Origin of the sequence: Nocardia sp. CY15 (assembly GCF_009829295.1) — a bacterium.
Classification (GTDB): Bacteria; Actinomycetota; Actinomycetes; order Mycobacteriales; family Mycobacteriaceae; genus Nocardia; species Nocardia sputi.
This window is the reverse complement of record NZ_VUOT01000043.1, coordinates 21370-47962: the sequence shown is the minus strand read 5'-3', so window position 1 is coordinate 47962 and position 26593 is coordinate 21370. Positions and strand designations below refer to the sequence as shown.

The 26593-nt window shown below is 69.1% G+C and carries 31 protein-coding genes; 13 read left to right on the top strand and 18 right to left on the bottom strand.

Features of this window, described 5'->3' with window-relative positions:
* Positions 1 to 80: 80 nt before the first annotated feature.
* On the bottom strand, positions 81 to 1193 hold the full coding sequence (locus tag GVY39_RS30415; protein WP_159930358.1) for a dihydrodipicolinate reductase: 1113 nt from the start codon (positions 1191 to 1193) through the stop codon (positions 81 to 83).
* Positions 1194 to 1527: 334 nt separating this feature from the next.
* Here GVY39_RS30415 and GVY39_RS30410 point away from each other — a divergent pair, with 334 nt between their 5' ends.
* The 3 genes from GVY39_RS30410 to GVY39_RS30400 all read left to right on the top strand — a co-directional run bounded on the left by GVY39_RS30410 (position 1528) and on the right by GVY39_RS30400 (position 5985).
* Positions 1528 to 3618, top strand: coding sequence for a tetratricopeptide repeat protein (locus tag GVY39_RS30410; protein ID WP_159930357.1), 2091 nt, complete (start codon positions 1528 to 1530; stop codon positions 3616 to 3618).
* Positions 3619 to 3939: 321 nt separating this feature from the next.
* Entirely contained in the window at positions 3940 to 4752 is an 813-nt protein-coding gene (gene erm, locus GVY39_RS30405; protein WP_159930356.1) for a 23S ribosomal RNA methyltransferase Erm, read from the top strand.
* A 69-nt stretch (positions 4753 to 4821) separates the two neighbouring features.
* Positions 4822 to 5985 (top strand): lactate 2-monooxygenase, encoded by a 1164-nt coding sequence (locus GVY39_RS30400; protein WP_159930355.1) that lies wholly within the window; start codon positions 4822 to 4824, stop codon positions 5983 to 5985.
* Between the two features lie 98 nt (positions 5986 to 6083).
* On the opposite strand, the gene thpD is transcribed toward GVY39_RS30400, so the two are convergent.
* From thpD to GVY39_RS30365, 7 genes are all read right to left on the bottom strand, one after another.
* On the bottom strand, positions 6084 to 6989 hold the full coding sequence (gene thpD, locus GVY39_RS30395; RefSeq protein WP_159930354.1) for an ectoine hydroxylase: 906 nt from the start codon (positions 6987 to 6989) through the stop codon (positions 6084 to 6086).
* A gap of 8 nt (positions 6990 to 6997) precedes the next feature.
* Positions 6998 to 7399 (bottom strand): ectoine synthase, encoded by a 402-nt coding sequence (locus GVY39_RS30390; RefSeq protein ID WP_159930353.1) that lies wholly within the window; start codon positions 7397 to 7399, stop codon positions 6998 to 7000.
* Positions 7396 to 8673: a diaminobutyrate--2-oxoglutarate transaminase gene (gene ectB, locus GVY39_RS30385; protein WP_159930352.1), complete on the bottom strand. Its 1278-nt coding sequence runs from the start codon at positions 8671 to 8673 to the stop codon at positions 7396 to 7398. Before ectB ends, GVY39_RS30390 begins: the two co-directional genes overlap by 4 nt.
* On the bottom strand, positions 8670 to 9272 hold the full coding sequence (gene ectA / locus GVY39_RS30380) for a diaminobutyrate acetyltransferase (protein WP_159930351.1): 603 nt from the start codon (positions 9270 to 9272) through the stop codon (positions 8670 to 8672). Before ectA ends, ectB begins: the two co-directional genes overlap by 4 nt.
* A gap of 82 nt (positions 9273 to 9354) precedes the next feature.
* Positions 9355 to 10464 carry a cell wall metabolism sensor histidine kinase WalK gene (locus GVY39_RS30375; RefSeq protein WP_159930350.1) on the bottom strand — a complete coding sequence of 370 codons (1110 nt, stop codon included), beginning with the start codon at positions 10462 to 10464 and terminating at the stop codon, positions 9355 to 9357.
* Complete coding sequence (locus tag GVY39_RS30370) at positions 10451 to 11161, bottom strand: response regulator transcription factor (RefSeq protein WP_159930349.1); 711 nt, start codon at positions 11159 to 11161, stop codon at positions 10451 to 10453. Before GVY39_RS30370 ends, GVY39_RS30375 begins: the two co-directional genes overlap by 14 nt.
* Positions 11162 to 11606: 445 nt before the next feature.
* The gene (locus tag GVY39_RS30365; protein ID WP_223514196.1) at positions 11607 to 11954 is read right to left on the bottom strand and encodes a hypothetical protein; all 348 of its coding nucleotides are present in this window, start codon (positions 11952 to 11954) and stop codon (positions 11607 to 11609) included.
* Between the two features lie 210 nt (positions 11955 to 12164).
* On the opposite strand from GVY39_RS30365, the gene GVY39_RS30360 reads away from it, so the two are divergent.
* Positions 12165 to 12482 (top strand): hypothetical protein, encoded by a 318-nt coding sequence (locus GVY39_RS30360; protein WP_159930348.1) that lies wholly within the window; start codon positions 12165 to 12167, stop codon positions 12480 to 12482.
* 43 nt (positions 12483 to 12525) lie between these two features.
* Here the strand turns inward: GVY39_RS30360 and GVY39_RS30355 are convergent, their stop codons facing one another.
* The 4 genes from GVY39_RS30355 to GVY39_RS30340 form a co-directional block, all read right to left on the bottom strand.
* Positions 12526 to 13311, bottom strand: coding sequence for an RNA polymerase sigma factor SigF (locus GVY39_RS30355; RefSeq protein ID WP_159930347.1), 786 nt, complete (start codon positions 13309 to 13311; stop codon positions 12526 to 12528).
* Entirely contained in the window at positions 13301 to 13732 is a 432-nt protein-coding gene (locus GVY39_RS30350) for an anti-sigma factor (protein WP_159930346.1), read from the bottom strand. The genes GVY39_RS30355 and GVY39_RS30350 overlap by 11 nt, the downstream gene beginning before the upstream one ends.
* 166 nt (positions 13733 to 13898) lie before the next feature.
* Positions 13899 to 14582 carry a PAS and ANTAR domain-containing protein gene (locus tag GVY39_RS30345; RefSeq protein ID WP_159930345.1) on the bottom strand — a complete coding sequence of 228 codons (684 nt, stop codon included), beginning with the start codon at positions 14580 to 14582 and terminating at the stop codon, positions 13899 to 13901.
* Between the two features lie 87 nt (positions 14583 to 14669).
* Positions 14670 to 15083 carry an STAS domain-containing protein gene (locus GVY39_RS30340; protein ID WP_159930344.1) on the bottom strand — a complete coding sequence of 138 codons (414 nt, stop codon included), beginning with the start codon at positions 15081 to 15083 and terminating at the stop codon, positions 14670 to 14672.
* Between the two features lie 390 nt (positions 15084 to 15473).
* Between GVY39_RS30340 and GVY39_RS30335 the strand changes: the two genes are divergently transcribed.
* Positions 15474 to 16685: a glycosyltransferase gene (locus GVY39_RS30335; RefSeq protein ID WP_159930343.1), complete on the top strand. Its 1212-nt coding sequence runs from the start codon at positions 15474 to 15476 to the stop codon at positions 16683 to 16685.
* A gap of 1 nt (position 16686) precedes the next feature.
* Here GVY39_RS30335 and GVY39_RS30330 read toward each other — a convergent pair whose 3' ends face one another.
* The gene (locus GVY39_RS30330) at positions 16687 to 17199 is read right to left on the bottom strand and encodes a DUF6328 family protein (RefSeq protein ID WP_159930342.1); all 513 of its coding nucleotides are present in this window, start codon (positions 17197 to 17199) and stop codon (positions 16687 to 16689) included.
* Entirely contained in the window at positions 17186 to 17611 is a 426-nt protein-coding gene (locus GVY39_RS30325) for a ChaB family protein (RefSeq protein WP_159930341.1), read from the bottom strand. The genes GVY39_RS30330 and GVY39_RS30325 overlap by 14 nt, the downstream gene beginning before the upstream one ends.
* A gap of 147 nt (positions 17612 to 17758) precedes the next feature.
* On the opposite strand from GVY39_RS30325, the gene GVY39_RS30320 reads away from it, so the two are divergent.
* Genes GVY39_RS30320 through GVY39_RS30315 form a run of 3 tightly spaced genes read left to right on the top strand, consistent with a single transcriptional unit; the run spans position 17759 to position 19317 of the window.
* Entirely contained in the window at positions 17759 to 18322 is a 564-nt protein-coding gene (locus GVY39_RS30320) for a nucleotidyltransferase (RefSeq protein WP_195071139.1), read from the top strand.
* Positions 18323 to 18592, top strand: coding sequence for a BON domain-containing protein (locus tag GVY39_RS34810; protein WP_195071140.1), 270 nt, complete (start codon positions 18323 to 18325; stop codon positions 18590 to 18592).
* Between the two features lie 5 nt (positions 18593 to 18597).
* A complete protein-coding gene (locus tag GVY39_RS30315; protein ID WP_159930340.1) occupies positions 18598 to 19317 on the top strand; it encodes a metallophosphoesterase in 720 nt (239 codons plus the stop codon).
* A 12-nt stretch (positions 19318 to 19329) separates the two neighbouring features.
* Here the strand turns inward: GVY39_RS30315 and GVY39_RS30310 are convergent, their stop codons facing one another.
* A complete protein-coding gene (locus GVY39_RS30310) occupies positions 19330 to 19746 on the bottom strand; it encodes a CBS domain-containing protein (RefSeq protein ID WP_159930339.1) in 417 nt (138 codons plus the stop codon).
* Positions 19747 to 19940: 194 nt separating this feature from the next.
* Between GVY39_RS30310 and GVY39_RS30305 the strand changes: the two genes are divergently transcribed.
* The 5 genes from GVY39_RS30305 to GVY39_RS30285 all read left to right on the top strand — a co-directional run bounded on the left by GVY39_RS30305 (position 19941) and on the right by GVY39_RS30285 (position 23856).
* Entirely contained in the window at positions 19941 to 20282 is a 342-nt protein-coding gene (locus tag GVY39_RS30305) for a hypothetical protein (protein WP_159930338.1), read from the top strand.
* Positions 20283 to 20360: 78 nt separating this feature from the next.
* The gene (locus GVY39_RS30300; RefSeq protein WP_159930337.1) at positions 20361 to 20819 is read left to right on the top strand and encodes a hypothetical protein; all 459 of its coding nucleotides are present in this window, start codon (positions 20361 to 20363) and stop codon (positions 20817 to 20819) included.
* On the top strand, positions 20816 to 21142 hold the full coding sequence (locus tag GVY39_RS30295; RefSeq protein WP_159930336.1) for a hypothetical protein: 327 nt from the start codon (positions 20816 to 20818) through the stop codon (positions 21140 to 21142). The genes GVY39_RS30300 and GVY39_RS30295 overlap by 4 nt, the downstream gene beginning before the upstream one ends.
* 223 nt (positions 21143 to 21365) lie before the next feature.
* On the top strand, positions 21366 to 22301 hold the full coding sequence (locus GVY39_RS30290; protein ID WP_159930335.1) for a glycosyltransferase family 9 protein: 936 nt from the start codon (positions 21366 to 21368) through the stop codon (positions 22299 to 22301).
* A 49-nt stretch (positions 22302 to 22350) separates the two neighbouring features.
* Complete coding sequence (locus GVY39_RS30285; RefSeq protein WP_159930334.1) at positions 22351 to 23856, top strand: FAD-dependent oxidoreductase; 1506 nt, start codon at positions 22351 to 22353, stop codon at positions 23854 to 23856.
* Between the two features lie 7 nt (positions 23857 to 23863).
* Here the strand turns inward: GVY39_RS30285 and GVY39_RS30280 are convergent, their stop codons facing one another.
* The 3 genes from GVY39_RS30280 to GVY39_RS30270 form a co-directional block, all read right to left on the bottom strand.
* Positions 23864 to 24409 (bottom strand): AAA family ATPase, encoded by a 546-nt coding sequence (locus GVY39_RS30280; protein WP_236565758.1) that lies wholly within the window; start codon positions 24407 to 24409, stop codon positions 23864 to 23866.
* 84 nt (positions 24410 to 24493) lie between these two features.
* Positions 24494 to 25354 carry an SDR family oxidoreductase gene (locus GVY39_RS30275; RefSeq protein WP_159930332.1) on the bottom strand — a complete coding sequence of 287 codons (861 nt, stop codon included), beginning with the start codon at positions 25352 to 25354 and terminating at the stop codon, positions 24494 to 24496.
* 35 nt (positions 25355 to 25389) lie between these two features.
* Entirely contained in the window at positions 25390 to 26415 is a 1026-nt protein-coding gene (locus GVY39_RS30270; RefSeq protein WP_159930331.1) for a PP2C family serine/threonine-protein phosphatase, read from the bottom strand.
* Positions 26416 to 26593 lie beyond the last annotated feature (178 nt).

The window sequence follows — 26593 nt, the reverse complement described above, 5'->3', positions numbered from 1 at the left end:
AGCGTTGGCCCGGCGCCTGGTCGACGTGCTGTGGGCACTGCTGCGCGACAACCGCCCCTTCGACACCCAGCCCCCGAGCATCAACGGAATCCGAGCTGCGGCTTGACATGGTCATTGAGATTCCTTCCGAGTTTGCCGATCGCGGGGCGCAATGGGACCTCCAGTGCGTCATAGAGTCCGGGCTTCGCGGCGACCAGCCAATCGATGGCACCGACCAGGCGGCCGACCGCCGTGGCGTTCCCGCCTGCGGAACGGTTGCCTTCCTCGTCGGTCGCCTCGACGGTCACTTCGATGCGCGGGTGACCCTCGATGATCACCCGGTGCGCGCCCGCGCCGCCGTCGGCTGGCACGGGCCAGTCCGGGGCACAGGACGGATGGATGCGGGTGACATGCTCGATGACCAGACGCGGCTGACCCTCGACGATGCCTTGGACCTCGAAACGCACGGCGCCCTGCGTGCCCACCGCGAACTCCCCCATCGACGCCGTGGCGACGGTGGCGTCCAGGGCCCGCCGGTCCAGCGTCTCGCGGATCTCGTCGAGTTCGACGCCGAGCGCCCGTGCCATCAGCCGGATCTGCCCGCCCCACACCATGGTGGGCACCGACGGCGCGAGCATCGGCGGTTGATAGTCCATCGGCTGGCCCATGCCGACCAGGTAGCGCACCGAGTCCGGCTGGTCGTAGGTGGAATAGTCGAAGATCTCCTGGCAGCGGATCGTCTCGACCGTGCTGCCGAGCCCGCTGATCAGCAGGGGCAGCACGTCGTTGCCCCAACCGGGGTCGATGCCAGAGACGAACAGCGATCCGCCGCCCGCGGCGATCGCCTCCAGGACGGGATCGCGTACTTCCGGCGGGGCGTTGCGCGGGTCGTAGAGCGCGTACAGCGCTGGTGTGACCACCACGGCGCCCACGCGTAGTGCGCGCACGATGTCGGCGAGCGCGTCGTCGGGACGGATGTCGCCGGAGGCCGCGTAGACGACCGCGTCCGGGCGCGCATCGAGAACTCCGCCGATGTCGCCGGTGGCGGCGATACCGAGTTGTCGACCGAGTCCGCCGAGGTCGCCCGCGTCGCGACCGACCTTCGCCCGATCGTGCACCAGCACCCCGGTCAGGCGCAGCGCCGGATGGGCGTCGACGGCCCGGATGGCCGCGCGGCCGACATTGCCGGTGCCCCAGACCACCGTGGAGATCATCGATCGAGCGTAGCAAGCGCTTGGTCAGCCTTTTGGCGTTCCGCGAAAGGCGCTCACGATTCCGATGTATCGGCTGTTCCGGATGCTGGGAAAGGATTCGGCCACCCTGGAACGCCGTGCCGCCGGGAACCGGTAACGCCGGCGTGCGCGGATAGGTCGGGCGCCCCGCCGCGCACCATTGGGAAAGGTGCGAACTCCCCGGTAGCGTTGCGCGCAGGGCATTACCCAGGGCCAGGGGTTTGCGGCGCAGTTCTGGTTCGCGGCTAGTACGGTATACCCGGCCGCCCGGCGCGGGGGCGGCGGTCGGGATCGGGTGGAAGGCGGGCGCGCGACAGTGAACGAGCGGTATTCGTCCTGGGCTGCCCGGAATACGCCCGAAGAGCTGCCGCTGGCCGCGCGTTACCAGAGCGCGGACCCGATCGTCTGGCACGGCAGCATGGTCTACCCGATGTACACCGAGCAAGTCGGCCCAGCGCCTACCACCGTCACCTTGACGATGATTTCCGCCGCGCCGCCCGCCGGACTGCGCGGGCTCGGGATGGGGCTGTCGGTCATCGACGGCTACCTGGACCTGCACGGGCGGTCCCTCGCCGGAGTCGACGCGTGGAGCGACGCGCTGGCCGCAGGCGTCAGCTTCGACGTCACGCCGACCGCGCCGGCGACTCTGGTGACCCTGACTCCGGTCTGGGTGGACGAATTCGGAACGCAGAAGTCCTGGACGGGTAACTACGGCATCGTCGTCGAGCACCGGCCCAACGGTCGCATCGTCCTGTGGTGCAGCATCGGCGAGGGACCGCCGAACTTCGCGAACCTGGTCGTGGAGGTGTCCACCGCTCCCACGGCCGTCGCACCCGAACCGCCGGCCCCACCCGCGACGTCCCCGACCAGCATGAGTTCGCCCGCCCCGCCGCCGGCCTCTTCGGCGGGCCCGCCGACCGCGCCGACCATGCCGGTCCCTCGTATCGACGCCGGACCCGCTCCGACCGAACCGGCAGCTTCCGTCGAGCAGCCTGCCGCCCATCCCCCCGCCGCCGGAAACGGCGTGAACGGGCAAGCTATGCAGAGCGGCCCGCCCCGCCGCCCCGGCAGTCTGTTCGTGAACTTACAGTCCTCCCGAGCAACCCCCGAAACCTCGCAGGCTTCTCTCGGCTCGCCGACACCGGACAACCCGAACCCGCTGCCGCGCCCACTCGTCGGACAGCCCGCGGCCGACGTCACGCACACCGGCCCCGACTCACTCGCCGCCGACGCCGCCTCCGGAACAGACGGCGAGTCCGCCTCGACCGGCTCGCAGCTACCGCACGAGCAGACCGGCCAATCCGCGCAACGCTCGGCGCCCGAGCGCCGGGCTGTGAACGGAAGATCCGCGCCGGACCCGTACGGCGCCTTCGGCCCTCCGGTCGCGCACACGCATCCGCCCGAAGATCCCGCGCGCCGTGGTTCCGGCCTGCTGATCGGCAACACGCCACCCGCACCGGAATTCCTTTCCCCCGCTACCACTCGGCCCGCCGCGAATGGTCCGCGCACCGATCCCGACCCCCTGGTCACGAACCCGTGGACCGCACCGGACGCGTTCAACGCTTTCGACTCGACCGGCACCCACACCGAATCCCCGGCAGAGACTTCGTCCTCTGACTCCGATTCTCCGCTAGCGCAACCTCATCCCGCCCCGCACTCCCCAGGCTCCGCCGCTGCGAACAATTCGCCCACCGATTGCGAGCCCCTGGTCACGAACCCGTGGACCGCACCGGAGGCGTCTCGCGCTTTCGACCCGACCGGCACCCCCACCCGATCCCCGGCGGAAGCCTCGCTTCCCGACTCCGGACCACCACCAGCGCAGCCACGCTCCGCCCCCGAGGTCTCGAACTCACCTGCCGCTCCGCAGGCGCCGCACTCACCGCCCCCAGAGCACCCTGCCGACGATCCCAGCGCACTGGTAACGCAGACCCTTCCGGTGCCGAGTACGCCGGTCGCAGCGTCGAGCATTCAGGTTCCCACCACCGCATCGGCGTTGGACAAACCGGTGCGACCCGCCGAAAGATCCTCGACTGTAGGTGCATCGCCGCGAGCGAGCGAGCCGGGACAGTCGGGCGATCCCGGCTATCGCGGCGCGCTCTACGACCTCGGCGTCGCGATGTACCGCCGTGGCGAGGAAGAACAAGCATGCGAACTGTGGGCGCAGGCCTCCGAAGCCGGACATGCCGGGGCGGCATACGAACTCGGCATGGTACGACTACGGCGTGGCGATCCCGTCGGAGCCGAATCCTGGTGGCGCACTGCCGCCGACCGCCGCGAACCTCGCGCCATCGCCGAACTCGCCGATCTGCTCGACCAGCTGGGCAAGCACGCGGAGGCCAAATCCTGGCGGGCCTACGCCGCCGAGCAGCACGAGGCGGACGCGGTGGATCAGCCGACCTCCCGCTGAGCCACGCGCGAGGGGGTCCGGCACAGCGCCGGAACCGACCCGACCGGGAAAACAAGTGGCATACGGATAGACCGATGACGTACGTTGCGGGGCATGTGCGGCAGTCCTGGTGCGAACGGAGCGTGCGCGGTCGGCGCGTATTACATCCGGCTGCGTACGGAGGCCTGGGCTCTGCCGGCGCACCGTATCGCTCCGATCTCCTGATCCGTTGAGCGCAATCCGCGACGGCGGCCGGTAACCGGTCGCCGGTCTCCACGTGCCCTGGCATGGGTCCGGGCGAATCACCCTTCCTGATTCGACCACTCCGTTCGGAGGACACCCATGTCCCGCCATCGTTCCCTTTCACATGCCCGCGACAGCGGCAGCCACCCCGCGGCCACCCGCAAACGGCTGTCGCAGAACTTCCTCATCGATGCCAGCGTCGCCCGGCTGATCGTGCGCGCCTCGGGCGTCACCGCCGACGATCTCGTCCTCGAGATCGGCCCCGGCGACGGCATGCTGACCAGGCAATTGCTGGCTGCGGCCGGCCGGGTCCATGCCTACGAGAAGGATCCGCGCTACGCGACCCTGCTGCGCCGCCGCTACGCGGACGATCCGCGAATTCGATTGTACCAGGGTGATTTCCGAGAAGCGCGCCCGCCACGGGAGCCGTTCGCGGTCGTTGCCAACGTGCCGTTCGCCATCACCACCGACATCGTGCGCTGGTGTCTGGCCGCGCGAGGACTCACCTCCGCGACCCTGCTCACCCAGCTCGAGTTCGCCCGTAAGCACTCCGGCTACTACGGCCGGTGGACCAAACTCACCGTGGGCCACTGGCCAACGACAGCGATCCGACTCGGCGCACAGGTCGGCAGGCATAGCTTCCACCCCGTTCCGCAGGTCGACACCGCCATCCTGCGGTTGCGCACCCGGCCCGATCCGCTGCTGCCGGGCGAGCAGATCGGTGAGTACCGCAACGTGGTCGAATTGGGTTTCTCCGGAGTCGGGGGCAGCCTGGCCGCCTCGTTGCGGCGGGAATTCCCCTCCCGAGCCGTACGCCGCGCCTGCGAGAAGGCCGGAGTATCACTCGAACAACCGGTCGGACTGGTCTCCCCGGATCGCTGGCTGACCCTGTATCGCGCGCTGCGGGCCTGACCGGAAACCGAACTCGCTACAGAAACGTATCGGATACATTCATGCACCGAAGACGAGGACAGGAGCACCGTGACCAACTTCGGCGACTACCAGAACGAGATCTACTTCCAGGGCCTCGGAGGTGTCCTGCCCGACCTGCCGATGACGTATGCCGACCTGGAAGCGAAGGCCCGGGCGGCACTGCCACCGGCGATCTGGTCGTATGTGGCGGGAGGGGCAGGCGACGAGCTCACCCAGCGCGCCAACGTCACGGCTTTCGAGAAACTGGGCCTCATCCCTCGCATGCTGCGCGCGCGCAAGACACGGGACCTCTCCATCGAACTGTTCGGCATGACGCTGCCGACGCCGATCTTCCTCGCCCCGGTCGGCGTGATCGGCTTGTGCGCTCAGGACGGGCACGGTGACATCGCCACGGCGAAGGCCGCCGCGCGCACCGGTGTCCCGATGGTCGCCTCCACCCTCACCGTCGATCCGCTGGAGGACGTGGCGGCGCAGTTCGGCGACACCCCCGGGATGTTCCAGCTCTATACCCCGACCAACCGCGACCTCGCACAAAGCCTGGTCCGGCGAGCCGAGGCCGCGGGTTTCAGAGCCATCGTGGTCACCTTGGACACCTGGGTGCCCGGCTGGCGCCCCCGTGACCTGGCGGTATCGAACTTTCCGCAGCTGCGAGGACACTGCCTGGCCAATTACTTCAGTGATCCGGTGTTCCGCGCCCTGCTGCCCAGCCCGCCCGAACAAGACCCGAAAACCGCCATCCTCACTTGGATCTCCCTGTTCGGCAACGCGCTGACGTGGGATGACCTGGCGTGGCTACGCTCGCTGACGGACCTGCCGCTGGTCCTCAAGGGCATCTGTCATCCCGACGACGCGCGGCGAGCCAAGGACGCGGGCGTCGACGGCATCTACTGCTCGAATCACGGCGGCAGGCAGGCCAACGGCGGCATCCCGGCGATCGAGCATCTCCCGGAGGTGGTGGCGGCGGCCGACGGCCTGCCGGTGCTTTTCGACTCCGGCGTCCGCACCGGCGCCGACATCGTCAAGGCGCTGGCGCTCGGGGCGACGGCCGTCGGCATCGGGCGGCCCTACCCGTACGGACTCGCCCTCGGCGGCGTCGACGGCCTCGTGCACGTGGTTCGTTCGCTGCTGGCCGAGGCGGATCTGCTCATGGCGGTCGACGGGTACCCCACGATTGCCGACCTGACTCCGGAAGCGATCCGGCGGCTCGCCTGACCGGCGCGCCTACGGACGCTCGTGTCCCGCGAAACGCCACGAGCGTGTGACCCGCCCACTGGTCGGGTGGGTCACACGCTCGCGGCGGCGGCCCTCGATCAGGCCGACAGCGGCGTGAAGTCGCGGCTGCCGATGTAAGCCGGTCGCGGCGCGGGCGCGGCGAACGGCTCCACCAGCGTGTTGTGCACGCTGTTGAACACCACGAAGATGTTCGATCGGGGGAACGGGGTGATGTTGTTCGACGACCCGTGCATCAAATTGGAGTCGAACAGCAGCGCCGAGCCCGCCCGGCCGGTGAACTGGCTGATCCCGTACCGGTTCGCCAGCGCGGTGATGTCGTCGGTCGTCGGCACGCCGATCTCCTGCTCCTGCAACGACTCCCGATAGTGCTCGGCCGGTGTGCTGCCCAGGCACGGCACGAAAGTGTGGTGCGAGCCCGGCATCACCATGAGGCTGCCGTTGATCGGGTAGTTGTCGGTCAGCGCGATCGACAGGCTCACCGCGCGCGGAGCGGGCATACCGTCCTCGGCGTGCCAGGTCTCGAAATCGGAGTGCCAGTAGAAACCGGTGCCGCGGAAGCCGGGCATGTAGTTCACCCGGCTCTGATGCACGTACACCTGCGATCCCAGCACTTGCTCGGCCAACCGGAGCACCCGCGGCTGACGCACCAGTTCGTCGATCGCCGCGCTGAGCTTGTGCACTTCGAAGACCGAGCGCACCCGGTTCGACGACTTCTCCACGATCACCCGGTCGTCGTCGCGCAGGTCCGGGTCGTTCGCGAGCCTGCTGATCTCACCGCTGAACTCGGTCACCTCGTCGGGCGTGAGCAGCTGGTCCAGGATGGCGAACCCGTCGGCGTCGAACGAGGCGAGTTCCGGGCTCTCGATCTCCCCCCACACCGCGGGGTCGGCACGCTCCAAGTGCGGAGCGGCCGCACCGAGACGGGTCGGGTAGCGATCGTAGCGAGCCGTCTCGGGCGGGGCTTCGGTCTGCTGCAGAACCATTGGTGTTCTCAACCTCCGATCGTCGCGGCGGCGACCAGCGGGTAGACGCCGTTGCTGTCGTGAACCTCCTGCCCGGTGACCGGCGGGTTGAACACGCACATCATCCGCATCGTGGTGCGCACCTCCAGGCGATGACGTTCGTGTCCGTCGAGCAGGTACATCGAGCCGGGAGCGAGTTCGTATTCGACGCCGTTGTCCAGATCCGTCAGCGTGCCCGTGCCTTCGATGAGCCACACCGCTTCCACGTGGTGCACATAGTGGAACTCGTGCACCGTCCCCGCGTCAATGGTGGTCTCGTGGAAGGAGAAGCCGACGCCGTCGCCGCCGAGGACGATGCGCTTGCTGCGCCAGCCCTCGCCTGCCACGTCACGCTCGGTGCCGGTGATCTCCGCGGTCGTGCGCACGATCATGCGATCGCCCCCATCCCGCCGCACACCGACTCGACCGCCCCGCTGAGGATGTGCAGGCCCTGGTCGAGTTCCTGCTCGGTGACCGTCAGCGGCGGCAGCAGCTTCACCACCTCGTCGGTGGAGCCGGAGGTCTCCACCAGCAAACCGCGCTCGAAGGCGATCTGGCACACCTTGCCCGCCTGCGAGGGATCGTCGAACACCACGCCCTGCACCAAGCCGCGGCCGCGGGTCGAGACGCCAGGGAAGTATCCGGCCAGCTCACTCAAGGTACGGGCGATCTTCTCGCCCTTGGCCTTGGTCGCGGTCTGCAACGCGTCATCGGACCAGTAGTGGCGTAGCGCGGTCGTCGCCGTGACGAAAGCGGGGTTGTTGCCACGGAAGGTGCCGTTGTGCTCACCCGGCGACCACTCGTCCAGTTCCGGCTTGAACAGCACCAGGGCCATCGGCAAGCCGTAACCGCCGATCGACTTCGACAACGTCACGATGTCGGGCGTGATGCCCGCGATCTCGAAGGAGAAGAACGGGCCGGTACGGCCGCAACCCATCTGCACGTCGTCGACGATCAGCAGGATCTCCCGATCGGCGCACAGACCGGCGAGGTGACGCAGCCACTCCGCGCGGGCGACGTTGACGCCGCCCTCGCCCTGCACGGTCTCCACGATCACCGCGGCGGGGCGGTCGAAGCCGGAGGACGTGTCGTCGAGCACCTTCTCCATCCACTGGAAGTCGGCGGTGGTGCCGTCGAAGTAACCGTCGTAGGGCATGTGCGCGGCGTGCACCAGCGGCACGCCCGCGCCCGCGCGCTTGGCCGCGTTGCCGGTGACCGACAGCGCGCCGAGGGTCATGCCGTGAAAAGCGTTGGTGAAACTGACGATGGTCTCGCGACCGGTGACTTTGCGCGCCAGTTTGAGCGCGGCTTCGACCGCGTTGGCTCCGGTCGGGCCGGGGAACTGGACCTTGTAGTCCATCCCGCGCGGGGTGAAGAGGGTGTCGCGCAACGTCTCCAGCAGTTCCCGCTTGGCCGCGGTCGACATGTCCAGGCCGTGGGTGATGCCGTCACCGGCGATGTAGTCCAGCAGCGAGCGCTTGAGCACGTCGTTGTTGTGGCCGTAGTTGAGCGCACCGGCGCCCGCGAAGAAGTCCAGGTAGTCCTTGCCTTCCTCATCGCGCAGCCAGCTGCCCTTCGCCGTGGTGAACACGGTGGGCCAGGCGCGGCAATAACCGCGCACGTTCGACTCCAGGCTCTCGAAAACGGTGGTGTCGGCGTTGATCATCGGTGATCCTCCTCGGTGGTACGGGCGGTCGGGGCGATGCGATACAGGTCTTCGGGTGCGTGGTTGTCGGGGAAGACACCGGCGTCGAACAGAGGCCGCTTGGTCATGTCCGCTCCCCTCGCCCGCGCCACCGACGTGAACAGCGCGATGGAACCGGCATTGTCCGGCGAGATGGTCGTTTCGAGAACCGAAACACCCTGGGCCGACACACTGTTGAGCAGGGTGTGCAGCAACTCGGCGCCGATGCCGCGGCCGCGCTGCGAACGGTCCACCGCGATCTGCCAGACAAAGACGGTGTCGGGCGCCTGCGGGCGGACGAATCCGATCACGTAGCCCACGACGCGGCCGTCCGACTCGGCGACCACCGAGGTGCCGGCGAAATCGCGGCACCACAGCAGGTACGCGTAGCTCGAATTGACGTCGAGCACCGCGGAATCCTTGGCGATTCGCCACATCGGAGCGCCGTCGCCCAAACGAGGCGTGCGCAGGACCACGGCTGGTCCGGCGCCTTTCCGGGACGGCGTGGCTCCCAGGGCGGCCGCGGCCTTGTCGACGCGCGATCGCTCGATCTCCGCTGGGGACAGGGTTGGCAGTGACATACAACTCCTCGTCGATCAGCAGTACTTATCCAGGCTTACGAAGCGACTTTGAGGTGAACCAGTCGACTTCTTTACGGTCGTATTACGGATTGATGTCGCCGAGCCGGGGCAGCCGCACGACGAATCGCGCACCCCCGCCCGGTCGGTCGGTGCAGTCCACCCGGCCGCCGTGGGTGGCGACCGTCTCGGCGACCAACGCCAGGCCGATGCCCGTGCCCCCGGGCGAGCGCCGACCGCTGCGGGCGGTCGCGAATCGCTCGAAGATCCGGCTCCGGTCCGCGGGCGCGACACCGGGACCCGCGTCGTCGACGGTGAGCACCGCCTCGGTGCCGTCCCGGTCCACGGTGACCGCGACCACACCGCCGCCGTGCCGGTCGGCGTTGTGCAGCAGGTTGGCCACCGCGCGTTCCAACTCCACTTTGCGGCCGCGCACGGTGACGTCCTGGCGCACCGTGAGCAGCTCGCCCGGGTAGCGACGATCGGACAGCGTGTGGACCAGCAGGTCGCGCACCGACAGCGGCTCGGCGTCGCCGTGGTGCATGCCCGCTTCCACCCGCGCGAGCGCGAGCAGATCATCGAGCAGCTTGCGCAGGTGCTCGATCTCGGCGGTGACCAAGCCGAGCGCCCGCTGTGAACGTTCCGGCAGGTCGGTGCGGTGCCGGTTGAGCACGTCGACGCTGGCCATCAGGGTGGTCAGCGGCGTGCGCAGCTCGTGGCTGACGTCGCCGAAGAGCCGGTGTTCGCGCTCGATGCGCCGTTGCAGCGAGTCCACCATGGTGTTGAACGACTCGACGGTGATGGCCAGGTCCTGGTCACGGGTCGCGGGCAACCGCTGACCGAGGTCGCCGGAGGCGATCCGCGCGGCGGTGCCCGCCAGCTGGTGCAGCGGGGTCAGCACCCGCCTGCTCGCCCACCAGCCGACCGCCGCGCCGATCAGGGTGACCACGACGGCGCAGCCGATCAGTACGTTGCGCAGCAGATCGAGATCGGCGTTGAGATCTCCCGGTGACGCGCTGCCGGCGTGCGGTCGCTGCGCTTCCAGATAGCTGCGGCTGATCACGAACACCGAGACGACCATCACCAGTGACATCAGCGCGGCGATCGTCGCGAAAGCGGCGGTCACCCGAGCGCGCAGGCTCCAAGCGTTCGGACTCCAGCGTTCGGCGTCGATCCAGCGCTCAGCGCCGGACATCGAGGCGGTAGCCGAGCCCGCGCACCGTCACCACGATGCGTGGATCGGACGGATCCCGTTCGATCTTCGTGCGCAACCGCCGCATGTGCACGTCCACGATGCGCTCGTCGCCGAAAAACCCTCGGTCCCAGACACGTTCGAGCAGCACCATGCGGCTGAGCACCCGGCCCGGCGACTCGGCGAGTTCACACAGCAGACGGAATTCGGTGAGCGTCAGCCGGATCTCCTCGTCGCCGCGGCGTACTACGCCACTGTCGCGAGCGAGCACCAGCGGAGCCGTGTCATCGGCCTCGAGCATCACTTCCTGCGGCGTCTCGCGTTCGGCGGTGAGCCGCGAACGGCGGCGAACCGCGCGCATGCGAGCGGTGATCTCCTTGATCTCGAACGGCTTGGTGACGAAATCGTCGGCGCCGGCCTCCAGCGCGGCCACCACGTCGTGCGTGTCGTCGCGGGCGCTGACCACGATGATCGGGACGTCGTGGTCGCGGCGGATCTCCCGGATACATTCGAATCCGTCCATGCCACCGAGCATCAGATCGACGATCATCACGTCGGGAACACCGTTGCTACGCAGATGGGTGAGCGCGTCCTCGGCTTCCTCCGCCTCGTCGACGTCGTATCCCTCGTCCTCCATGGCCAGCCGTAACGCACCACGGACCCGGTCGTCGTCTTCCACGATCATCAGGTTTGCGCTCAAGACCTTATCCCTTGCAGACATGCGAAAGCGCGTCACGATGCGGACAACCGCATCCCCATACCGACGCGACCTTCCGCTTTTCGAGCAACCTTGCTCGGCTCCGAGTACCCGCGGCGCTGGGCCGGTAAACGTTCGGCAGACCGCTGCGGGCCCCTTGGTTCGGCTCTCGACGCTATACGGCGCGATCGCTCGGTAGGGAACGGGGCACCGGCGCTGCTCGGTGTTCCGGCATTGCAGAGATTGCGCCCGGCAGCATCCATCTCATGAAAAATGCTCAGCGACATGGTCTTTCGTTGACACAATCGGACGCTTCCCCGCCCGCGCGAACCGAAGGACCGATAACCGAACTCACAACGCTGCCGTGCCGTGCGTCACATATCAGGGATGCTCCGGTCGCGGATACTCAACGGTGATCGGTCTCACGCGGTTTCCAGCGGATCACCGGCTATCGCGGGGGCTCCAGACGGTTGAAGTTGCTCGGCGGGCCTTCGGAGCCACGCTCCTGATACCAGAAGCGCAATCTCCGCGCATCGAACGTGGCGAACCACTCGTCCCATCCGACCCTGCGCAGTACGGCGCCCCCGTACCCGGGGAAGTCGAACCGCAGCACGCCGAGCCGTCCGTCGTACTCGCTGCCCGGAACGGTCGCGGGCCGGGCGCCGCGCTGTTCGGCCCAGCGGCGGATGACGTCGTGATTCCTGGTGACGGAAATCCCCTCGGTCTGGGTCGGCGCCCCTGAGCCACCCGATCCGAACCACGGATTACGGGTGCCTGGGCAGCGCTGGTCGGTCATGACGAGCTCCTCGAGCCATCGGCATCTGTTGTCCGGCTCCTGTCTGACTACCCGTGGGGCATATTCCGCAAACTGCCCGGCCGCACCGCCGGCAGCGTGAGCGTCGGCCCGGTTCGGCAAGCGAACGATGGGTAACCCCGCCGATGACCGGCCGGATACGCGGCGTCTTCGCCGCGGCGCAGGCCGATCGACGAAAGAGGAGGAGTTCGCATGCCCAGCGCCGACGCGGCACAGACGGTCCGGCCCACGCCCGAGCCCGAACCGGTGCCGCCTACACCCGAGCCGGACCCGGTGCCGCCCATTCCCGAGCCGGACCCGGTGCCGCCGATCCCCGAGCCGGACCCCGTTCCGGATCCGAATCCCGTTACGCCGAAACCCGATCCATTGCCACCTGTCCCCGGCCCGGCGCCGCGTCCACCGATGCCCGGTCCGTCGCCGGCCCCTCCGCTGCCCGACCCCGGCCGCCCAGCGCCGGACCCGGGACTGCCAGGCCCGTCGCCGGACCCGGCCCCGCCGAACCCGGTGTAGGAGGCCCGATTTCAATTCCGCAGCAGTTCGGTTCCGCGGCGGTTCAGTCCCGCAGCGCCTGCTCGCGCAACGAGTTCAACGTCCTGGAGAGAATGCGCGAGACGTGCATCTGCGACACCCCGAGCCGCTCGGCGATCTGGTTCTGCGTCAACGACTCGAAGAACCGCATGATCAGCACTTGGCGCTCGCGTTCGGGCAGCTCGCCGAGCAGCGGTTTCACCGCCATGACGTCCTCGACCAAGTGATAGGAGGGCTCTTCGGTGCCGAGGCTGTCCAGCAGCGGCTGCGGGACGCTCTCGGCGTCCTCGCCCGCGACCGCGTCGATGGACGAGGACTGGTAGGCGTTGCCCGCGATCAGAGCCTGGGTCACCTCGACCAGATCGACCTCCAGCTCCGTGGCGATCTCCCTCGCGCGCGGCATCCGGCCCAGTCGCTGCGACAGCGTCTCGATGGTCGGACCGATGCTCAGCTGGATCTCCTTGGTCCGGCGCGGCACCCGAACGGCCCAGGTGTTGTCCCGGAAATGCCGCCGGACCTCGCCCATGATGGTGGGCACCGCGAAGGAGAGGAACGACGACCCGCGCGAAACGTCGAAACGGTCCGCGGCCTGCACCAGCCCCAGTCGCGCGACCTGCAGCAGATCGTCGAAGTTCTCGCCGCGGCCGGAGAACTTGCGGGCGATGTGCTCGGCCAGCGGCAGGCATCGCTCGATCAACTCCTGCCGCAGAGCCTCCCGGCGCGGATCGCCGGGACCCAGAGCGGCGATCTTCTCGAACAGCGGCTCGATGTTGTCGTAGGAGTCTCCCCGCGACCTCGGCTCACCCGCCATTCGGGGCACCCCGCACCCAGCTGAAGTCGATCACCGTGGGGTATCCGCCCAGCACGCTGTCGTAGGAGCCCTGCGCGGCGGCGATCGAGTCGGTCAGCGTCCGCACGATGTGCCAGCCGAACCCGGCGTGGCCGACCACCGACTCGGTCGCCGCGACCGAGGACACGTGCACGAACATCTTGTCGGTGTCGTAGGTGAACTCGCAGTCGATCATCGAGCCGGGCGCCGCGTCGAGAATGAGCGAGGTCGCCACCTCGTCGAGCGCCAACCGGATGTCGGTCACCTCGTCCAGGGCGAAGTCGGCGATGAGGGCGACGGTCTCGGCGAGCGCGCGCAACATGGTCAGCTGTTCCAGCCGGGCGGGCACCCGTACGCCGACTGTCGTCGTGTCGGTAAAGGATCGGGAAGTCCACTCCCCCATTGCCCATCACCACCTTGTCCTCACAGCCACTCCACTGTGGCCTGGATACCGCTGCGGGTTCTCCTCCAGCCACCGAAACACCGCAGGCGCCGCGGACTGTGGACCAGAAAGACCGCCGCGTTCCTCGTCGGAGGACGTACCCGCCGAGGCCGGATCGAAACGCGGATCAGTCGGCGTCGAGCCGCTCGTGTGCGGTGAGCAACAGATGGTCGAATTCGGTCCGCAGCCCTATCGTGACGCCCTCCAGGCCGGGCAGATCGGCGACCAGGCGCGCGGCCAGCCTGCGCAATTTGACATTGGTTTCCTGCGACCGCCAGCTCAGCACCCGGAACGCCTGCTCGGGCCCCACCCCGTAGATCACCATGAGCGCGCCCTTGGCCTGTTCGATGACCGCGCGAGCGGCGTACAGCTCGGGGAGCGCGCCGTCCAGCGTCTCCTGCCGGTGCTCCTCGAGGGTGTCGGTGACGTCGATGTAGTACCCGGAGGTGCCGACCGCCCGGCCCGCCTCGTCGACCATCCGATCGGCCACCAGGATCACATGGTGCACGCTGCCCGCGGTGTCGATGATGCGGTGGCGGCTGGAGAACGGCTCGGCGTCCGCGACCGACCGCGCCAATGCGCTGGCCACCGCGGCGCGATCGTCGGGGTGTTTGTGCGTCAGCAGCAACTCGGTCGTCGGCGTCACCGCTCCCGGTGCGTAACCGTGCATCGCCGCGACCTCGTCCGACCATTCCCATCGCTGGTCGGCGAACCAGAACCGGAAACCGCCGACATTCTGCGGCGTTCCCCTACCGATCACCCCGTCCAGCGCGAAGGCGTCCTCGGGCTGAACCGACCTACTCTCACTCACCGCTGAAGTATCCGATGCCGAGGCGCCCGATGTGACCGGATCCGGCAGGTCACACCGGTCCGCACGGACCTCTCGCGGGCGGCCCGCTCAGGCGTCCAGGGCCGCCCGCATGGACGTGTAGCGCGGGAACATCGACCGCACGCCGGTCACCTCGAGTGCCCGCTCCACTCCCGGTCCGCCCGCGACGACGCGTAGATCCGGACGGCCCAGCCCGTCTCCGCGCAGCGCGCCGAGCCGCGCGGCCGCGCGCAGACTCATGAACCTCGCCGCCCGCAGATCGATCACCACGGCGTCGCACGGTGACTGCAACGCACGGTCGACCGTCTCGAAGAACTCGGCCGACACGGCGGCGTCCAACTCGCCTTCGACTCGGACCACGACGCATTCGCGACGGCGATCCACCCGCTGCGCCCACAACCGGTTGTCCCGACGACGTCCCGGTCCCGAACCATTGAGATGCACACCTTCGGCGTGCTCCCGTAGCAGAGAAATGGCAGACAAGTCGAACCTCCCGAGTAGGGGGTATCCAGTCCTCCGCGGCGGCTGGGGGCGAGGGCGGCGCGAACGCGAATCGGTTGCCGTGCCGTCCCATCGACCGGCTGCGCCGAAAGCGTCGAACCGGGGTCGGCTGTGATCTCAACCTTCCTACAGTGTGGCACGGTCGCCCCGTTCCCGACAGCGTTCGGTAGGAGAACGTGACCCCGCCAGAACGCCCCTCACCGGCACGAACCGACCGTCCGGCCGGCGAGGCGACCGCTGACGTGGGGTTTCATCGGGCCACGTCCGGGCATACCCCAACATATCCCCCGAACGTCACGCGATGCCGGTCGTAGGGCAGTCGCGCGCATTCGCGCGTCCCGGATGACGCCCACGACGAGAACGGAGCACCCGGTGAAGATTGCCATGGTTTCCGAAGACGCCAGCCCCCTCGCCGAGAAGAGTCCCGCCGACGGGGGCGGTCGCGGCCAGTACGTAGCCGAACTTTCGGCGGCGTACGTGCGACGTGGGCACGAGGTGACGGTCTATACCCGCCGCACCAGTGCGCGTGCCCCCGCCGAGCTGGTCGCCGCGGGCGGATTTCGGGTGGTGCACGTCGAGGCCGGACCCCCCACACCGCTGCCGATCGATCGGACACTGCCTTACCTGGGAGACTTCGGCACGTTCCTGCGGAAGCACTGGGCCGCCGAACAACCGGACATCGCGCACGCGCACTACTGGAAGTCCGGGCTCGCCGCCGAGTTGGCGTCGCGCGCGCACGGCATACCGGTGGTGCTGACCTTCCACGGGCTCGGCACCGTCCAGCGGCGCTGCGAAGGTCTCGCCGATCCGAGCCCCCGTTCGCGCATCCGTTTCGAGCGGCTCATCGCGACGCGGGCGGCGCACGTGGTGGCGACGTGCTCCGACGAGGTCGCGGAGCTGGCCAGGATGGGAGTGCCCCGGTTCCGGATCTCGATCGTGCCGTGCGGTGTGGACCTCACCACGTTCACCCCGGAAGGCCCGACCGCCGATCGGCACGCCACGCACCGATTGCTCGCGTCCGGAGAGTTGGCGCGGCGCAGCGGATTCGACCCGGTCATCAAGGCGCTGCCGGACCTCCCGGACACCGAACTGGTGATCGTCGGCGGCCCCGCCGACGACGACGAAGACGACGCCGAAGGTCGCCGCCTGCGCCGCCTCGCTTCCGACCATGGTGTGCGAGAACGACTTCGGCTGGCCGGGCCGGTGGGGCGGCCGATGTTGCCGCGACTGTATCGCTCCGCCGACGCCGTGCTGTGCACCCCGTGGTACGAGCCGTTCGGCAGAGTGGCGCTGGAAGCGATGGCATGCGGGAAGCCGGTGGTCGCCACGCCAGTCGGTGGCCTGCTCGACACGGTGGTCGACGGCGTCACCGGCCGATTCGTCGCCCCACCCGAACCCGACGCGATCGTACGGGCGGTGCAACCGCTGCTCACGGACTCGACGCTGCGCGACACCTGGGGCGCCGCGGGCTATCAGCGAACCGCGGGCCGCAACTCCTGGGATCGGGTCGCGGCCGAAACGCTCAGCGCCTATCACCGCGGCGCACCGGCCCGGGCAGGCGAAGTCGTCTCCTGGGCCCGGTGAATCAACTGTCGTCGGCTCGGGCCTGCGCGGACGCGGTACGCCAACGCCACGGGGCCACCAGCCACGTCCACAGGAACAGCATGACGGTGGCGACGCCCGTGGCTACCGCCGCGGCAGTCCCCGTCACGTAGTCCACGACGAGGATCACCGCGCCGATCAACGCGACGCCGAGCAATGCGACGCCTGCCATCGCGTAGCGGTGCGCCGCGGCGACGACGTTGCCCAGGCGGTGCCGCCTGAACAGGATGCGATGCCACGACACCGGCGCGATCAGGAAGACCGTCGCGCCGACGGCGGCGGCCAGGGTGACGATGTACAGCGCCCGCATGCCCGTCGACAGGGTGGCGAAGGCCGCCTGGAACGGCAGCACCAACAAGGCCCCGAAGAGGAATTGCACACCGGTCTGCACGACGCGCAATTCCTGGATCAGGCTGGCCCAGTTCCGATCGAGCCGTTCGAGTTCGGTCTCGCCACGCGCGCGGCGTGCCCAGTCACCGTCGTCATTCCCGGGCACGCGCTGCCTCCCGGCGATTGCGTTTCATGATCGCCTCGACGAGTTCGTCCTTGGTCATGCGCGAGCGGCCCGGGATGTTCAGCCGCCGGGCGATCTCCAGCAGATGCTCCTTCGACGCGTTGGCGTCGACGCCTTCGGCCGTCTCACCCCGCGCGTCCGGACCGCCACTTTCCGCGCGTTCGTCCGAGGGACCGCGGTGCGGCTTGGGCTCCCAATGGTCGCCGACTCGCTCGTAGCTGTGTTTCAGCGCGGCATAGGCGACGCGGTATGCGCGCTGCTCGTCGCCGTCGTATTGCTCGAGCGCGGCATCGTGCGCCGCGGCGAAGGTGCGCTGCGCCTTGGCCTCCGACCGCCGCAGAGTGCTCGGCAACTCGGACTTCTCGACGTCGCCGCGTGCTGTGGTCTTGGGCATGTGCCGCTCCCTTCCGTCCCGGAGCCGGTGCCGTGAGCAGGATGGTCGAAAGCCCGGTGCTGACGACGCGTGCGGGCACTTCGGATATCCGGTCGCATACCCGGTGAAACGTCGATTAACCCGGCGTCTGCCGGGTACCACCGTTGCATGGCTGTTACCACCGACCAGTTGCTGCATGCGCTCACCCGCACGGTGAACGCCTTGGCGGCGACAGATATCCGGTTCGCGGTGGCAGGCGGCTGTGCGGTCTACGCGCGTGGCGGCCCGGCTTCCCAGCACGACGTCGACATCTTCGTCAAACCGGAGGACAGTGCGCGGGCGATCCACACGCTGGCGCGGGCGGGCCTGCGAGTGTGCGACCCACCGGAGAACTGGCTGCGCAAGGTCTACGCCGATGACATCCTCGTCGACGTGATCCACCGCCCGAACGACCGTGATGTGACCGACGAACTGCTCGACCGCGCCACGGTGATGCGGATCGGGCCGGCCAAAGCGCCGGTGATCAGCGGCACCGACCTCATGGTGGACAAGATGCTGGTGTTCGACGCGCACCGCCTGGACCTGAGCCCGATCCTGCACATCGCGCGTGACCTGCGGGAACAAGTGGACTGGGAAGCGGTGCGCGAGCAGACCAAGGCCTCGCCCTACGCGCGGGCGTTCATCGGCCTGCTGGACGATCTCGGCATCACCCGCACCGGAAAGGTGGAGTAGATGGAGCAGCCGCAATACCTGGTCGCGCGATTGCGCCGGGCGCTGGCCGAGGACCCCCGCACCGCGGAACTCGGTGTGCAGGTGACCATTCGCGGCGACGTCGTGGTGCTCGGCGGCGAGGTGAGCAGCGAACAACGCAAACAGCAGATGGAAACCGTCGTACGAGAGCAGCTTCCGCACGCGCGGATCCACAACGACGTCCATGTCACCCGTCCCGCGGCGCCTGTCGACACCGAGACGCTGGAGCAGGACGGATCCGAAAGGAGTTGAGCGGCATGCGGATAGCCGCGGTCGGCGACGTACATCTGGGCGTGGATTCGGGCGGGCAATGGCGGCCCGCCCTCGACGGGCTCGCCGCGCGAGCCGACGTGCTGCTGCTGGCGGGCGACCTGACGCGCCACGGCACCATCGACGAAGCGAGGGTCGTCGCGGCGGAGTTCGCCGACTTGGGCGTGCCGGTCGTCGCCGTCCTCGGCAATCACGACTATCACGGCGACGCCGAGCACGAGATCACCGCCGTGCTGACCGACCGTGGCATCACGGTCCTGGAAGGGACTTCGGTGACGCTGAACGTAGACGGCAGCACGCTGGGGGTGGCGGGCACAAAGGGGTTCGGCGGCGGCTTCGCGGGCAAATGCGCGAGCGTCTTCGGCGAACCCCTGATGCGCGAATTCGCCGCGCACACCGTGGACGTGGCTGCCGCACTCGGCGACGCGCTCGCCGCGTTGGACACCGACTTCACCGTGGCGCTCACGCACTATTCCCCCATCAGCGACACGCTGCACGGCGAGCCGAGGGAGATCTATCCGTTCCTCGGTTCCTACCTGCTCGGCGAGGCGATCGATGAACACGGCGCCGATCTGGCGCTGCACGGTCACGCGCACGCAGGCGCCGAGCGCGGCACGACGCCGGGCGGCATCCGGGTGCGCAATGTCGCCCAGCCGGTGATCCGAGCGGCGTACGCGGTCTACGACCTGCACCCGGCCGCGGTCTGAGACATATCGGGCTCAGAAGTCGGTGGAGATCGCCTCCACCGTGCTTCTGGACTGCTCGTTGTCGACGGTGGTGGCCACGTCGGCCTGCGAGATGATGCCGACCAGCCGGCCCTGCTCCAGCACCGGCACGCGGCGTACCTGATGCTGCGACATCACCGACATGACCTTGCGCACGTCGTCGTCGGCGTCCACGGTGACCAGCTCCCCACCGAGCTCGCCCGCGTCGACCCCGAGCGGGTCCTTGCGCTGGGCGATCACCTTGACGACGATGTCGCGGTCGGTGAGCATTCCCTTCAGCTTGTCGTCTTCGCCGCAGATGGGCAAGGCGCCGACATTCAACTCCGCCATGCGCTGCGCGGCCGCTACCACCGTGTCGCTGGACCGGACGCATTCCACGTTCGGCGTCATGATGTCCCGTGCTGTTGTCATCGGGGTCCTCCTGGGACTTCTCTCGAGTACGAGCGCCCAGAATCGGGCGACTCGCTGACGTCGTACCCCCGTTTCGGATGGGCTAACGCGGGCATTCGACCGGTATGGCCGCCTCGGCCGGCCCGACGCGAACGTCCGGGCCCGGGGCCGCCCGCGCACCGAAAATCGTTGTCGCTCAGTAGAAAGGAGCTCCGATGCTGCCAGCACCGAACGAGCCGACCGCAGGATCCGGCCCCGGAGAGCAGCACCCACCCCGGAGCCACACGTTTCCCGACGACACCCGCACCAACCGTACGCACGCCGGAGAATCCATCGAGGACACCCGCAACTGGCCGGGCATGATCCTCGTCGGGATCGGGATCGTGACCATCGCGCTCACGCTCACCGCCGCCGGATACGGATTCGAGGGCTGGGCGGTGATCGCGGGGGTCGTCAGCGGCGTCTGCATCATCGCGGGCATCCTCGTGATCGTCGCCGAGCACCGCCGGGTCAAAGCCCGAGAAGGCAAGCGGCTGCGGGACGCCGCCGGTCATTGATCGCGCCGTGACCGGATCCGTCCGAAGCCCACGCGAGGCAGCCGCCCGTGGAACGCGGCTCGACACACAGGAGAAACAATGACAGACCAGCCCAACCGGCTCCTGGGCCGCGTCGTCCTGCTCGTGGGCGCGCTGGCGGCGGGATCGGTGCTCACGGCATGTTCGGGTGACGACGGCGATCCGGCCGCGGACACGCCCGAGCCCGCGACCGTGTCGATCACCATGCCCGGCCCGACCAGCGCGCAAGTGCCGAATCCCGACCAGATCACCGCGGAGGCGGCGGGGCAGTTGTGCGACATGATGCGCGCCGACATCGACACCTGGCAGGGGCAGGGCGCCACGATAGCCAAGGTGACATTCAACGGCACCGTGCACAACTGGGCGGCCCGCAACGGCGGCCTCAACGACGTGGTCTTCACCGACCGCGCCACGATCGACGCCATCACCACGCAGAACTGCCCCGATGTGCGTGAACAAGCCGTGCGAGCGCTCGACGTGCCCGATCTCGCCTCGGCTCTGGCGGGAGTCGGCCGATGAGCGCCGTGCGCCGGTCCGGCCGCCTGAGCATCGCCGTCGCGGCCGCGCTGGCGGTGTGCGCGGCAGGGTGCGGCGACGAGCCGGAGAAGATCGTGAACAAGGGCGGCGACACCCCGTGCAACGAATACGTCGCCCAGGATGCCGACAAGCAACGCGTCACCACGGAGAAGTTCCTCGAGCAGGAACGCGAAGGCGAGGGAACGCCCGACGCCACGACCGTGGACGCCGCGATCGCGGCGATCAAGCTGATGTGCGCGGCACAGGCCAATCCGGACACTCCGATCCGGAAGGCCGATCTCACCGGCATCTTCGTACCGAAATAACGCTGCCCATACCACTCCCGCCGGGGTGATCCAGGCGCCGAACCGGGCGGGAGTCGCCGGACCCGTGCGTAGCCCTCGACAACGGCGTCGAGGACCGCACGCGGCCCGACGGGCTTCGAGACGTGTTTCCTCGAAGCTTTGCGGCACACCCCGCCCCGGGTCGCCAACGACGTCGACCCGGTCGGCGGGTCCGTGCCGTTCGCGCCGGAAGTGGAGGCTTTCCGTGACCGTCCTGCTCGCGCTGCGCGCGCACGGGTTGCGGGAGCTGCTGACCGCGGTTCCCGCCCTGCGCGCCTTACACGATGCCCGTCCGCGACACCGGCTCGTCCTCGCAGCTCCGGGATGGCTACGCCCGGTCGTGGACCTGGCCGATTGCGTCGATGAACTGCATGCGACCCCTATGGCGGGCGGACTGCGCTGGAATGCGCCGCCGCCGACCTTCGCGGTCAATCTGCACGACGCCGGGGCCGACAGTATACGCGCGCTGCTCGCGACGGATCCGGAGCGGACGATCACGCACCGCCACAAGGGTTTTCCGCTAGTGCCGGGGCCGCTGTGGGAACCAGGCCTGCACGAGACCGTGCGATGGTGTCGGCTGCTGGAGTGGGCCGGTATCGCGGCCGACCCGGCGCGCCTGGACATCACACCGCCGCCGGAGAGCACCGGCGAGCGCCGATCCATCGTCGTCTATCCAGGTGGTGCACCTGCCCGGCGCTGGCCTGCCGAGCGGTTCGCGGCGGTGGCAGCCGGCCTGCGCGACTGGGGATGCTCGGTGCACGTCGTCGGCAGCGCCGCGGATCGTCCGCTCGCGCGCGCCGTCGCCGAACAGGCCGGATTGCCCGAAACCAGCGTGCTCGCAGGGCAACTCACGCTGCGGCAACTGGCTGTTGCGGTGGCCGACGCGTCGCTGGTGCTCAGCGGCGACACCGGCGTCGGGCATCTGGCCACGGCGTTCGGCACCCCGTCGGTGCTGATCTTCGGCCCCGATTCGCCCACGATCTGGGGGCCGCCGCCGGAACGAGTGGCACATACCGCGCTGTGGGCCGGACTTGTCGGCGATCCGCTGTCCGATACGCCCGCGGCGGGGTTGAGCATGATCAGCGCCGCCGAGGTGCTCGCCGCCGCGGACCGGCAGCTCAGTGAGCACGCGTCGATATGAGGAAGCGGCGCGGGCGTTTCACCCCGCCGAGACCGGCTATGCCGGGCTTATGACGTCCCTATGGTTGCACGGCGCGCAAGTTCCGGCGCGGTTGCGGTTGACGCCGGGATCGCGCTTCGACACGGTGGTGATCGGCGGTGGGCTCACCGGACTGGTGACCGCACTGCTGCTTGTCGAGAACGGCGTCGAGGTGGCCGTGGTCGAAGGCAGGCGCGTCGGCGCCGGGACGACCGGCGCCACCACCGGGAAGGTCAGCCTGCTGCAAGGGACTCGCTCTCAGCAGATCGCCCGCCACCACTCCGACGACGTCCTGCGCGACTACGTGGAGGCCAACCGCGAAGGGCAGGAATGGCTGTTGCGTTTCTGCGCCGCACACGGCGTTGCGGTCGATCGGGTCGCCGCGCTGACCTACGCGCAGAGCGAGGACGAAATGTCGGCGGTGCGCGCCGAATACGCCGCGACACAGAAGGCGGGCCTGCCCACCGAACTGCTCGGCGAACCGGATGTCCCGTTCCCGGCGCACGGCGCGGTCCGCTTGGCCGATCAGGCGCAACTCGATCCCATGGCGCTGTTGGCCGCGCTCGCCGCCGACGTGGAGTCACACGGCGCACCGATCTACGAATCCACTCTGGTCCGCGGCGTGCATCACGGCGCGCGCGGTGATCTGGTCATCGATACCGAGCACGGCGATCTGGGTGCGCGCCGGGTGGTGCTGGCCACCGGGACGCCGATCCTCGATCGGGGCGGGTTCTTCGCTCGCCTCACCGCGCAACGTTCCTATCTGGCGGCGTTCGCACTGGACGAACCGATCCCGCGCGATATGTACATCAGCGCGGGCAGCCCCACCCGTTCCCTGCGTCGCGCGCAGGGAACGGACGGTGAACTCTTGCTGGTCGGTGGCAACGGCCACGTCGTCGGGCGCGGCGGGTCGACCCGCGAGAAAGTCGATGACCTCGTGAGCTGGACGCGGACTTGGTTCCCCAGCGCCGAGTTGACGCACCGGTGGTCCGCCCAGGACTACTCCCCCGTCGGTGAACTCCCTTACGTGGGCCCGGTGCTGCCGGGACAGCACGACATCCAGCTGGCCACCGGTTACGCCAAATGGGGTCTGACCAATGGTGTGGCCGCGGCCATCGCGCTGGCCGGGCGTCTCACCGGAGCGCAACCTCGGTGGGCGGGCGCGCTCGCGAGCTGGCGTCCGGACGAACTCAAGGCGTTGCCCGCGGCCACGAAGACCAACGGGGCTGTGGTCGGCCGACTTTCCGCGGGCTGGTTGCGGGTCGCGACCCGTCACGACGGCGCGGCGCCGGCCGAAGGCTGTGGCACGGTGCTGCGCGAGGGCCTGCATCCGACCGCCGTGTGCACGGTGGACGGCGTCACCAACCGGGTCTCCGCGATCTGCCCGCACCTGTACGGCATCGTCAACTGGAACGACGCCGAACGTACTTGGGACTGCCCGCTGCACGGTTCGCGCTTCGCCGCCGACGGCACGCTGCTCGAGGGTCCGGCCACCAGTTCGCTCACTCCCCTGCAGGTGCCGCGCAACATTCCTTGAGCGTCCGTCACCCGCGGACCGGCGACCAGTCCTCCAGTGGTCCGGCCTCGTCGAGTATCCGATCGACCGTCTGCTCGACCGTCAGATCCGAGGTGTCCAGCCAGAGCCCGATCCGCGGGGTAGTCTCGCGCAGCAGTTTGTCCAGACCGGCGACGGTGAATTCGTCGTAGGCGTCTTTGCCGCGCCCGGCCTCGCGTGCGGCGACCGCCTCGGGGCGCGGCGCCAGCACGACGACATAGCGGGGCCGGGTGCTGATCAGACCCGCCATCCAGGGCAGGAATTCGCCGAGTACGACATCTTGCACGACCGCCGTGAAGCCGGAGCCCGCATAGGCGTCGGCGGTCGCGGCGGCCAGGCTGTACCGCAATCGCAGCTGAGCGAGCGCCTCCGGCGACGGGTCGGCGCTCATCTCCACGCGACCGCGCACGACTGATCGACGGAACACGTCCCCACGCACGTGGGCCGAGCGCGGGAACCGTTCGGCAAGCGCCTGAGCGACGGTGGATTTGCCCGCGGCCTGGATACCGGTGATCAGGTAGACAGCCGATGTCATGGAGACGATCATGGCGAGCCGCGGTGACGCCGTCGACTAAGTTTCCCGCCGCTCGGCTCGGTCCGCTCGATGGTCCCGGTGCGCTCAGTTCGCGGGTGCGCCTGCCTGCTGCTCGACATAGCGATTCATGGCCCAGTTCAACCCGCGCATGGCGAGGTTGTAGGCGGGCGGGAAGTACCTCTGCGCCCAGAAGCCCACGCGAATGTCGGGCGAGGTGAAGACCAGGTAGCGGTTGCGCTCGACGCCGCGCACGATGGATCGGGCCGCCGCCTCCGGTGTGACCGCGTGCCGCATGAACAGCGCGACGCCACGCTGCACCGCTTCGGCCGTACGGTCGACGCCCGCGATATCGACGCTGTCGACCATGGGCGTGGCCATCGCACCGGGACACACCAGGCTCACGCCGATGCGGTGGCGCGCCAAGTCGAAACGCAGCACCTCCGAAACCCCGCGCAGGCCGAACTTGCTCGCGCTGTAGGGCGCGTGCCATGGCAACCCGAACAGGCCCGCCGCCGAGGACACGTTCACCACATGGCCGCCGCGTCCGGCCGCGATCATCGGCGGGACGAACGCTTCGATCACGTGGATCGGGCCCATGAGGTCGATGTCGATGGTGCGCCGCCACTGGCTGTGCGTCAGCCGGTCGACGGTGCCCCAGGTGGCGATGCCCGCGACGTTCATGACGATGTCGACGCTGCCGACCGCGTCGTGGGCCGCCGCCGCCAGTGCGACGACCTGGTCGTAGTCACTGACGTCGGCGGCCTCGGCCAAGTGGACGGTCGCGCCCGCGTCGCGCGCGTCGGCGGCGGTGCGCGCCAAACCCTCCGCCGCGATATCGGTGAGCACGAGCGCGGCGCCCTTGGCCGCCGCCGCGAGTGCCGTACTGCGACCGAGACCACTGGCCGCGCCGGTGATCAGACAGGTTTTCCCGGCGAACTTCGTCATAGTCGACGACCATACGCAACCATGAACATCGCTGTCTATGGAACCGGTGAACCGCTCTCCCAGGGGATGGGCGCCAGCGCGACGGTGATGTTGTCGCCGCCGCCGCAGCGCAACGCGAACTCCGCGAGCATGCGCGCCGCCTGGGCGGGACTCGCCCCAGCGACCTGCTCGGCGAGCGCGGACGGGGAAGGCGAGTAGTTCCACAGTCCGTCGGAGCACAGCAGCAGCATGCCGGGCCCCGAGGTGCGCATCGTCCGCACGCAGTTGTCCGCCCATGGTGTCGGCGGGCTGTCGGCGCCGAGCCAGCGGATCAGCGTGTGTGCTCGTGGGTCGGCCATCGCCGCACGCTCGTCCATCGCGCCCGCGTCGACCAGCGCCTGAGCCCACGAGTCGTCGACACTCAGCCGTTGAGCGGGTTCGCCGCCCGGACCGGCGGGCAACCAATAGGCCCTGCTGTCCCCGACGTTGGCCACGGTGATCTCGGTTCCAGCACCGTTGTGCGCGACGATCGCGGACACGTAGGTGCACGAGGGCGCCGGACCGTCGGGAACGTCGACTTCGCGGACCGCCTGCGCCGCGGCGGCGAGTCCGGCCATGATCGCCTCGGCGGCGGGTGATCCCGTGGCGAGCGCGGCGGCGGTGGCGCCGACACCGGCCCGGACCGCCGCACCGGAAGCCACCTGCGGCCGCGACGAAGTCGACACCCCGTCGCTGACCGCGATCACGACGGCCGACGGCGCCTCGGGCGCCACGCCTTGGAGCACCCCGGCGGCGACGGCGTCCTCATTGCGCGCATGGACGATGCCCCGATCGGTGAGCACCGCGACCGCGCCGAGATCGGTGTCGAAGCGATCCGGCACGGCCCGCGAACGGCCGCACTGCGCGCAGCGCCCGTCGGTGTCGAATCGGTCGGCCCCGCACTCGGCGCACGGCGTCGGGTCGTGCCCGGGCAGGGCGACGTAGCGATAACCGAGTTCGAGACCGCAGGACGCGCACCGTCGGCTGTCGAGCCCGACAGCCGAGCATCCGGCGCAGCGTAGATCGGCACCCTCATCGCTCATCGGACCGTTCCCCCGCCCGACCGTGCCGTGGCGCCCGCGGCATGCTCCGGAAGTCGTTGGCCCGACCGTAACCACAGCGGCTCGTTGCTGGTGCGAACTTCCACACCCTCCTCCTTCATCTCCCCGGCAGGCCGACTCCGAAGGCGATAGTACGGGAGCGTGGCGGGCATCCGATCCC

What these genes read in the sequence shown, in the direction of transcription:
- GVY39_RS30415 (WP_159930358.1), bottom strand. Translation starts at nt 1,193, where the DNA reads ATGATCTCCACGGTGGTCTGGGGCACCGGCAATGTCGGCCGCGCGGCC.
- erm (WP_159930356.1), top strand. Translation starts at nt 3,940, where the DNA reads ATGTCCCGCCATCGTTCCCTTTCACATGCCCGCGACAGCGGCAGCCAC.
- thpD (WP_159930354.1), bottom strand. Translation starts at nt 6,989, where the DNA reads ATGGTTCTGCAGCAGACCGAAGCCCCGCCCGAGACGGCTCGCTACGAT.
- GVY39_RS30390 (WP_159930353.1), bottom strand. Translation starts at nt 7,399, where the DNA reads ATGATCGTGCGCACGACCGCGGAGATCACCGGCACCGAGCGTGACGTG.
- ectB (WP_159930352.1), bottom strand. Translation starts at nt 8,673, where the DNA reads ATGATCAACGCCGACACCACCGTTTTCGAGAGCCTGGAGTCGAACGTG.
- ectA (WP_159930351.1), bottom strand. Translation starts at nt 9,272, where the DNA reads ATGTCACTGCCAACCCTGTCCCCAGCGGAGATCGAGCGATCGCGCGTC.
- GVY39_RS30375 (WP_159930350.1), bottom strand. Translation starts at nt 10,464, where the DNA reads ATGTCCGGCGCTGAGCGCTGGATCGACGCCGAACGCTGGAGTCCGAAC.
- GVY39_RS30365 (WP_223514196.1), bottom strand. Translation starts at nt 11,954, where the DNA reads ATGACCGACCAGCGCTGCCCAGGCACCCGTAATCCGTGGTTCGGATCG.
- GVY39_RS30360 (WP_159930348.1), top strand. Translation starts at nt 12,165, where the DNA reads ATGCCCAGCGCCGACGCGGCACAGACGGTCCGGCCCACGCCCGAGCCC.
- GVY39_RS30355 (WP_159930347.1), bottom strand. Translation starts at nt 13,311, where the DNA reads ATGGCGGGTGAGCCGAGGTCGCGGGGAGACTCCTACGACAACATCGAG.
- GVY39_RS30350 (WP_159930346.1), bottom strand. Translation starts at nt 13,732, where the DNA reads ATGGGGGAGTGGACTTCCCGATCCTTTACCGACACGACGACAGTCGGC.
- GVY39_RS30325 (WP_159930341.1), bottom strand. Translation starts at nt 17,611, where the DNA reads ATGCCCAAGACCACAGCACGCGGCGACGTCGAGAAGTCCGAGTTGCCG.
- GVY39_RS30320 (WP_195071139.1), top strand. Translation starts at nt 17,759, where the DNA reads ATGGCTGTTACCACCGACCAGTTGCTGCATGCGCTCACCCGCACGGTG.
- GVY39_RS34810 (WP_195071140.1), top strand. Translation starts at nt 18,323, where the DNA reads ATGGAGCAGCCGCAATACCTGGTCGCGCGATTGCGCCGGGCGCTGGCC.
- GVY39_RS30315 (WP_159930340.1), top strand. Translation starts at nt 18,598, where the DNA reads ATGCGGATAGCCGCGGTCGGCGACGTACATCTGGGCGTGGATTCGGGC.
- GVY39_RS30310 (WP_159930339.1), bottom strand. Translation starts at nt 19,746, where the DNA reads ATGACAACAGCACGGGACATCATGACGCCGAACGTGGAATGCGTCCGG.
- GVY39_RS30305 (WP_159930338.1), top strand. Translation starts at nt 19,941, where the DNA reads ATGCTGCCAGCACCGAACGAGCCGACCGCAGGATCCGGCCCCGGAGAG.
- GVY39_RS30300 (WP_159930337.1), top strand. Translation starts at nt 20,361, where the DNA reads ATGACAGACCAGCCCAACCGGCTCCTGGGCCGCGTCGTCCTGCTCGTG.
- GVY39_RS30295 (WP_159930336.1), top strand. Translation starts at nt 20,816, where the DNA reads ATGAGCGCCGTGCGCCGGTCCGGCCGCCTGAGCATCGCCGTCGCGGCC.
- GVY39_RS30285 (WP_159930334.1), top strand. Translation starts at nt 22,351, where the DNA reads ATGACGTCCCTATGGTTGCACGGCGCGCAAGTTCCGGCGCGGTTGCGG.
- GVY39_RS30280 (WP_236565758.1), bottom strand. Translation starts at nt 24,409, where the DNA reads ATGACATCGGCTGTCTACCTGATCACCGGTATCCAGGCCGCGGGCAAA.
- GVY39_RS30275 (WP_159930332.1), bottom strand. Translation starts at nt 25,354, where the DNA reads ATGACGAAGTTCGCCGGGAAAACCTGTCTGATCACCGGCGCGGCCAGT.
- GVY39_RS30270 (WP_159930331.1), bottom strand. Translation starts at nt 26,415, where the DNA reads ATGAGCGATGAGGGTGCCGATCTACGCTGCGCCGGATGCTCGGCTGTC.